This window comes from Micromonospora sp. Utrum1 (assembly GCF_057197805.1).
The window spans coordinates 7,427,903-7,435,118 of sequence record NZ_CM170071.1 but is presented as its reverse complement, the minus strand read 5'-3'; the positions used below and the strand labels follow the sequence as shown (position 1 = coordinate 7,435,118).

The 7,216-nt window shown below is 76.5% G+C and carries 6 protein-coding genes; 3 read left to right on the top strand and 3 right to left on the bottom strand.

Annotated elements, in window-relative coordinates; all coding sequences use genetic code 11:
* Positions 1 to 59 precede the first annotated feature (59 nt).
* Entirely contained in the window at positions 60 to 1,043 is a 984-nt protein-coding gene (locus tag AC0OLQ_RS35075; RefSeq protein WP_484529686.1) for a DUF1702 family protein, read from the bottom strand.
* 202 nt (positions 1,044 to 1,245) lie between these two features.
* Here AC0OLQ_RS35075 and AC0OLQ_RS35070 point away from each other — a divergent pair, with 202 nt between their 5' ends.
* The 3 genes from AC0OLQ_RS35070 to AC0OLQ_RS35060 are packed head-to-tail and all read left to right on the top strand — an operon-like array spanning position 1,246 to position 4,828.
* A complete protein-coding gene (locus AC0OLQ_RS35070) occupies positions 1,246 to 3,123 on the top strand; it encodes an AfsR/SARP family transcriptional regulator (RefSeq protein WP_484529685.1) in 1,878 nt (625 codons plus the stop codon).
* On the top strand, positions 3,124 to 3,720 hold the full coding sequence (locus AC0OLQ_RS35065) for a nucleotidyltransferase family protein (protein WP_484529684.1): 597 nt from the start codon (positions 3,124 to 3,126) through the stop codon (positions 3,718 to 3,720).
* Positions 3,713 to 4,828, top strand: coding sequence for an XdhC family protein (locus tag AC0OLQ_RS35060; RefSeq protein WP_484529683.1), 1,116 nt, complete (start codon positions 3,713 to 3,715; stop codon positions 4,826 to 4,828). Before AC0OLQ_RS35065 ends, AC0OLQ_RS35060 begins: the two co-directional genes overlap by 8 nt.
* 8 nt (positions 4,829 to 4,836) lie before the next feature.
* Here the strand turns inward: AC0OLQ_RS35060 and AC0OLQ_RS35055 are convergent, their stop codons facing one another.
* Together AC0OLQ_RS35055 and argS are read right to left on the bottom strand one after the other, a co-directional pair.
* Complete coding sequence (locus AC0OLQ_RS35055; RefSeq protein ID WP_357343632.1) at positions 4,837 to 5,292, bottom strand: DUF6098 family protein; 456 nt, start codon at positions 5,290 to 5,292, stop codon at positions 4,837 to 4,839.
* Positions 5,293 to 5,367: 75 nt separating this feature from the next.
* Positions 5,368 to 7,086 carry an arginine--tRNA ligase gene (gene argS, locus AC0OLQ_RS35050; protein ID WP_484529682.1) on the bottom strand — a complete coding sequence of 573 codons (1,719 nt, stop codon included), beginning with the start codon at positions 7,084 to 7,086 and terminating at the stop codon, positions 5,368 to 5,370.
* Between the last annotated feature and the right edge of the window lie 130 nt (positions 7,087 to 7,216).

Below are 7,216 nucleotides of genomic sequence, written 5' to 3'. Positions count from 1 at the left end.
GGAAGCTCCTTGTCGCAGGTTCAGCGGATGGGGCGCGGGATCGGCGGTGGACGCCCGCTTCAGCCGGCGACGTGCCGGGCGGCGAGCCGCTGGACGCGGGCGCGCCACTCGCCGTAGTCGGCCGGGGTGGCGCCGGCCCGGTCCAGGCCGTGCCGGGCCTGCCAGGTCCACTCGGCGGCGGTGTCCGCGGACACCCCGGTCAGCGTCCGGGCGGCGTCGACCGCCGGGCCGGCCGTGCCGTCCGCCCGGCGGGCCTCCGCCGCGAACGCGGCGCCCTGGGCCAGGGCCGGCCGGTGGTTGCCGGCGAGCCGGAGCAGCAGGGCGTGGTCGTCCGGCGAAACCCCGTTGGCGTACGTGGCGGCGAGACCGACGCCGCTCCACACGTCGCCGCGGTGCGAGGCCGGCAGGCCGGCGATCCGCTCGGCCAGGGCGGCCGGGTCTCCGCAGTCGCGGAACCAGAGACAGCGGCCCAGCCCCTGGTAGCGGATGGCGCACGTCGGGTCGCAGGGCTTCCGGTGCCGGCGCCAGCCGGCGAGAGTCGGATCCTTGACGAAAAAGACCTTGAAAAAGCCATAGCCGTCGTACGCCAGCCAGCGGAGCAGCCCATTCTCCGAGCCGAGCCGGCCGAGCCGTCCCAGCGCCCCGGCCGAGATGGCGTCCAGCTTGGCCAGCGCCCAGCCCGCACCGACGTGCAGCAGATAGTCGTGGCGCGGGTGCCCGCGCAGTTGGGCGGCGAAGCGGCCGTGCCGCCGCGGGGACAGCCGATCCAGCAGGACGGCCGACATGGCCGACCCCTCGGCGGCGAATCCGCGCAGCTCAGCGGGGATGCCGTCCAGTGTGGTGGGCTGCCCGTAGGGCGTGTCTAGGCCCCGGTTGTAGCCGTTCAGGAAGGCGGTGGCGGCGCGTTCCAGCACCGCTCTCGTCTCGGGCCGATCGGTCCGGAAACCCCGGTTGGCGAAGTCGACCAGATCCGGACTCAGGGCCAGCCGGCTCCGCCAGCCGCCGGGTCGGTGCACCGCGTCCCGCGCGAGCGTCGATGTCATGTGGCTCCCCCTTGGTCTGCGCCCGGCGCAAGTTCCACGCCGGGGGCGGCAAACATGAAGCAGCCTGACACGAGCGGTATGCAGCATTCTTGAAGCGCATATAGTGGGACGCTCACGCGCCGCAACGATCCATGTCTGGAAAGTGATCGCCGTAGTGCCTACGCTGCTGTGGAGACAGGCGACCGGAAGGATCACCGATCCCGTGAAACGTCAGCTGTCGGTCACCGTGCTCGGCGCGGTCCAGGTCCACGACGGCACCGCCCCGGTGGATCTCGGCCCGTCGAAGCAGCGTGCCCTGCTCGCCCTGCTGGCCGTGCAGGTGGGCGAGAACATCCCCGTCGGCACGCTCAGCCTGGCCCTGTGGGGCGAGAACCCCCCGCCCAGCGGCAGCCACCTCCTGCACACCTACGTGGCGCGGCTGCGGCGGGCCCTGGAACCGGGCTCGCCCCGGCACGCCCGGACCAACGTCATCGCGTCGTCGCCGCGGGCGTACCGGTTGCAGCTCTACGCCGACCAGGTCGACCTGGCCCGGTTCCGCCGGCTCACCGAGGCCGCCCGGGAGCTGGTCCGCCGGGACCGGCGCTCGGCCGCGTTCGAGCTGCTGGTCGCGGCCGCCGCCATCTGGACCGACCCCGACCTGACCGACCTGCGGGCCCTGCTGCCCGGGGAGGAGGCGGTCGCCGCGCTGCGCCGCGAGTGGGTCAGCGCCTGCCTCGACCTGGTCACCCTCGGGCTCGAGCTGGACCGGCCGACCGAGGTGCTGGCCACCGCAACGCACCTCGCCGCCGCCGAGCCGCTGCACGAGGCGGTGCAGGCGCGGCACCTCACCGTGCTGGCCCGCACCGGCCGGCGGGCGGCGGCCCTGGACCGGTTCGCCGAGATCCGCGCCCGGCTCGCCGCCGAGCTGGGCATCGAGCCGGGCCCGGAGCTGACCGCCGCCCATCGCGAGCTGCGGCACGGGCCCGCCGCCGCCCGGCCCGAGGCCCCGCCGGCCCGCTGCGTGGTGAGCCGGCCCCGACCGCCCTGGCGGGGCCCGCGCCCCGACGCCACCGAGCTGATCGGCCGGGAGACCGACCTGGCCCGGGTCGCCGGGCTGCTCGCCGACCACCGGGTGGTCACCGTGGCCGGGCCGGCCGGCTGCGGCAAGTCCGCGCTGGCCCTGGCCGCCGCCCGCCGGGCCCACCCGGAGTACGCCGACGGCGTCCTCTCCGTCGACCTCGCCGCGGCCCGTACGCCCGGCGACGTCACCCGGGAGATCCGCCGGCTGCTCCGCCAGCCCGGCCCGGAGCGGGGCGGGCTGCCCCGGCTGCTGGCCGACCGCCACCTGCTCCTGGTGCTGGACAACGTCGACCACCTCACCGACAGCTGCGCCGGCCTGGTCGACGGCGTCGTGCAGGTGGGCCGCCGGGTGTCGGCGCTGGTCACCTCGCGGGAGCCGCTCGGCCTGGCGTACGAGTCGGTGTGGCGGCTGCCGCCGCTGCCGGCGCTCAGCACCGGCCCGGACGGCGTGCGGGGGATGCCGGCCGTGCAGCTCTTCGCCCGCCGGGCGGCCCAGGCGCGTCCCGGCTTCGAGGTGGGCGCCAAGGAGGTCGGTACGGTGGCCGTGATCTGCGGGCTGCTCGACCGGCTCCCGCTCGCCGTGGAGCTGGCCGCCGACCGGATGGCCGACGAGAGCCTCGACGAGCTGCTACGCCGGCTCGACGATCCGCTGACCACGCTGCGCCGGCCCGGCCGGCGGGGCCAGCCGGCCCATCAGACCTCGCTCTCGGCCGCCCTCCAGCGCAGCCTGGACTGTCTCACCCCCGCCGAGCGCTGGTGCTTCGTCCGGCTCGGCGCGCTGCCCCGGCTCTTCGGCCGCGACGAGGTGGACCGGGTCTGCGGTGCCGCGCCCTGGTGGCGGCTGCGGACCAGCCTGGTCCTCGACGGCCTGGTGGCCAAGTCGCTGGTGACGGTCCGCCACCACGCCGGCCGCCCCACGTACACGATGCTGCGTACCGTGCATCAGTTCGCTGCCCGACTGCTCGCCGGCGAGCTGGGCCAGTACGCCGCCGCCCCGGCGCTGTCCGGCCGGGCGGGCTGAGTGTCCCCGCCCGGCGTCCGGCCGGCCGGCGTGCTGCTCGCGGCCGGCGCCGGCCGCCGGTACGGCGGCCCGAAGGCGCTGGTCCGGCACGGCGACGGCCGGCTGCTGGTGGAGCGGGCGGCCGGGGTGCTGGCCGACGGCGGCTGCGCGCCCACGGTGGTGGTGCTCGGCGCGGCCGCGGCCGAGGTGCGGGCCCGCGCCGACCTGTCCGGCGCGGTGCTGGTCGACAACCCGGAGTGGGCCGGCGGGATGGGCTCCTCGCTGCGCGCCGGGCTGGCCGCGCTGGGCCGCACCGACGCGCCGGCGGCGGTCGTGCTCCTGGTCGACCTGCCCGGCGTCACCGCCGCGGCGGTCCGCCGGGTGGCCCGGCGCGCCACCGCCGACAGCCTGGTGACGGCCGGCTACCCGGCCGGCCGCCGGGGGCATCCCGTGCTGCTCGGCCGCCGGCACTGGCCCGGCGTGGCGGCGGTCGCGGTCGGCGACACCGGCGCCCGCGCCTACCTGCGGGCGCACCACGACGAGGTCCGGGTGGTCGACTGCGCCGACGTGGCCGACGACGCCGACCTCGATTTGCCGCCGGGGCCGGCGGATGCGTGACGTCCTGCCCGACCTGCTGCGCTGGTGGCGTGCCGGGGCGCCGGTCGGCATGGCCACGGTCACCCGCACCTGGCGCAGCGCCCCGCGCCGGCCGGGCGCCGCGCTGCTGGTCGGCCCGGGCGGCAGCGCAGCCGGCAGCGTCTCCGGCGGTTGCGTGGAGGCGGCGGTCTACGAACTGTGCCGGGAGGTCGTCGCCGACGCCACGCCCCGGCTGGTCCGCTTCGGGGTGAGCGACGACGACGCCCTCGACGCCGGCCTGACCTGCGGCGGGACCGTCGAGCTGTACGTCGAGCGGGTCGACCGGGCGAGCTTCCCGCAGCTCGACCTGGTCGCCGCCGAGGTGGCCGCCGGCCGGCCGGTGGCGGTGGCCACCTGTGTGGACGGCCCGCCCGGGCGGCGGGGCCGGCGGATCGTGCTGGCCGGGCAGGACCGGCACGGCACCCTGGGCGCGTCGGCCGTGGACGCGGCGGTCGACGCCGAGGCACGGGCGCTGCTGCGCGCCGGCCGTTCCGGCGTGGTCCGCCCCCGGTCGGCCGAGAATCTGTCCGTGCTGGTGGTGGCCCATCCGGCGCCGGCCCGGATGCTGGTCTTCGGGGCGATCGACTTCGCGGCCGCGGTGGCCCACGTCGGCCGGTTCCTCGGCTACCGGGTGACCGTCTGCGACGCCCGGCCGGTCTTCGCCACCGACCGGCGGTTCCCGCAGGCGCACGAGGTGGTGGTCGACTGGCCGCACCGCTACCTGGCCGCCGAGGTCGCGGCGGGCCGGGTCGACGAGCGGACCGTGGTCTGCGTGCTCACCCACGACGCCCGGTTCGACGTGCCGGTCCTGCGCCACGCGCTGGACCTGCCGCTGGCGTACGTCGGGGCGATGGGCTCGCGGCGCACCGCCGAGGACCGGCGGCGTCGCCTGCGCGAGGCCGGGGTGGGCGAGGCGGCGCTGGCCCGGCTGCACGCCCCGATCGGCCTGGACCTGGGCGGGCAGAGCCCGGAGGAGACCGCGGTCAGCATCGCCGCCGAGATCGTGGCGGTACGCCGCGGCGGTGGCGGCGCGCCGCTCTCCGCCCGGTCCGGCAGCATTCACGGCGAGGGCCGGGTCCCGCATCCCTAGCGGATTGTTCAGTCCGCCCGGTGCAGCGGCCCCCACTCCGTGGACGGCTGCGCCTCCACCGCCCGGTGGGCCTCGCGCAGCGCCCGTTCCGACACCCAGGCCACCGGGCGCCGGCACTGCACCAGCGGCTCGTTGTCCGGTCCCCGCCCGCACTGCTCGCCCACCAGCACCCAGGGCCGTACCCCCGGCCCGCGCAGGTCGCGCAGGTGGCAGTAGTCGTAGAGCCGGCGGGCCACCCAGAGCCGCAGCGGGCGGTCACCCCACCAGGGCTCGACGGCGAGCGGGTTGGCGGAGAGCCCGGGCAGCTCGATGCCGGTCAGGGCATCACGGCTCGACTGCGCCGACCCCGGCCCGTCCGGCAGGTCGGCGACTGGGCCCTGGGACCACCGGACGTACAGCTCCTCGTCCGGCGCGCTGTTCCGGATCAGGGCGACGAGCCGGTCCAGGTCGTCGACCACCGGCATCACGGAACCTTCCCGCACGTCGCGCATGACCCCCATGTGCCCGGCCGGGCGTCGCCCATTCATCCCGGTTTCGGGTCACAGCCGCTCCGGGGTGCGGATGCCGAGCAGGTAGAGGCCCTGCGCGAGCACCCGTGCGGTCAGGTCGCAGAGCGCGAGCCGGCTCTCCCGGACCGGCTCGTCGGCCCGCAGCACCGGGCAGCGTTCGTAGAACGCGCTGAACGCGGCGGCGAGCCGGGACAGATACCCGGTCAGGTGGTGGAACTCCAGGTTCTCCGCCACCGCGCCGACCACCGCCCCGAAGCCGACCAGCTCGAAGGCGAGCGCCCGCTCGGCCGGCTCGGCGAGCGAGATCCCCGCCTCCGGCCGGGCCGCCACCCCGGCCCGCCGGAAGATCGACCGGATCCGGGAGTACGCGTACTGGAGGTAGGGCGCGGTGTTGCCGTCCAGCGACAGCATCCGCTCCCAGTCGAGCACGTAGTCCTTGTGCCGGTCGCTGGAGAGGTCCGCGTACTTGACCGCGCCGATGCCGACCGCCCGGCCCACCTCGGCCGCCTCCGCCTCGCCCAGCTCCGGGTTCCGCTCGCGGGCCAGCGCGGTGGCCCGGGCCACCGCCTCCTCCAGCAGCCCGACCAGCTTCACCGACCCGCCGGCCCGGCTGCGCAGCATCCGCCCGTCCGGCCCGAGGATCGAGCCGAACCCGACGTGCTCGGCCCGCGCCGGCGGGGCCAGCCAGCCGGCCTGCGCGGCGGCGGCGTAGACCATCTCGAAGTGCCGCCGCTGCGGCAGCCCGACCACGTAGAGCATCCGGGTCGCGCCCAGCGTGCCGGTCCGGTGGCGGATCGCCGCCAGGTCGGTCGCCGGGTAGCCGTACCCGCCGTCGGACTTGCGCACGATCAACGGCAGCGGCTCCCCGTCCCGGCCCACCGAGCCGGGCGGGAACACGCAGGCCGCGCCGTCGCTCTCGCGCAGCAGCCCGAGCCGGTCCAGCTCATCGACCACCGGGGCGAGCAGGTCGTTGTAGCTGCTCTCGCCGTGGAAGTCCCGCTCGGTGAGGGTCACGTCGAGCAGGTCGTACACGCTCAGGAAGTAGCGCTCGGACTGCTCCACGAGGAGCCGCCACAGCCGCAGCGTCGCCGGGTCGCCGCCCTGCAACGCCACCACCCGCAGCCGGGACCGCTCGCGGAACGCCGCGTCGGCGTCGAACTTGGCCCGGGCCGTCTTGTAGAACGAGTCCAGGTCACCCATCGACAACTCCTGCGTCGCCTCGGCCTCGCCCAGGTCGACCAGGTGCTCGATCAGCATGCCGAAGGGCGTGCCCCAGTCGCCCAGGTGGTTGGCCCGCAACACCCGGTGCCCCAGCCACTCCAGCAGCCGGGCCGCCGCGTCCCCGATCACCGTCGAACGCAGGTGCCCGACGTGCATCTCCTTCGCCACGTTCGGCGCCGAGTAGTCGACCACCACGGTCTCCGGCGCGGCGGCCACCGGCACCCCGAGCCGCGGGTCCGTGGCCAGCGCGGAGACCAGCCCGGCCAGGGCGCCGTCGGCCACGGTCAGGTTGAGGAAGCCCGGGCCGGAGACCTCCGTGGCGCTGCACAGGTCGGCCAGCTCCGCGCGCTCCAGCACCTCGGTGGCGATGGCGCGCGGCGGCCGGCCGAGCCGCCGGGCCAGCGCCAGCGCCGCGCCGGACTGGAAGTCCGCGCGCTGGGAGCGCCGCACGACCGGGTCCACCGGCCCGCCGGCCACCGTCGCGAACGCCGGCGCCAGCCGGTCGGTCAGCAGTTTCTCCAGATCCATGGGTACGCCGATCTCGCTCGGATCCGCCTCACGCGGATCACCGGAAGGGGATGCGGGCGGACCGAGGACGATCGGAGATGACCGGCGGCTCGATCCGCCGGTCGCAGGTGAGGAATGCTCAGCGCAGGCG